A 269-nucleotide genomic window follows, 5' to 3' on the forward strand; every position below is an offset into this window, starting at 1 on the left:
CGCGTTGGCGACGTGGTGTTCGACGGTGCGGGGGGAGAGGGCGAGGGTGCGGGCGATGTCGTTGTTGGTGGCGCCGGTGGTGAGGAGTTGGGCGACCTGGTGTTCGCGGGGGGAGAGGTCGGTTCCGTAACTGCGGCGGCCTCGTGGTCCGGGGCGTATCCGGCCGCTGCCGCGCAGGGCCTGTTCGCAGCGGGCGGCGTCGGCGGTGGCGCCGAGGCGGGTGAAGACGTCGAGGGCGTCCCGGAGGTCGCGGACGGCCGCCTCCGGCC

1 protein-coding gene is annotated in these 269 nt (G+C 75.1%); it reads right to left on the bottom strand.

What is annotated here, in order from left to right; genetic code table 11:
• The coding region (locus tag IE98_RS44080; protein WP_043176464.1) for a helix-turn-helix transcriptional regulator at window positions 1-269 on the bottom strand (269 nt) is incomplete at both ends.

It is taken from the genome of Streptomyces sp. NRRL B-24484 (assembly GCF_000717715.1).
GTDB lineage: Bacteria > Actinomycetota > Actinomycetes > Streptomycetales > Streptomycetaceae > Kitasatospora.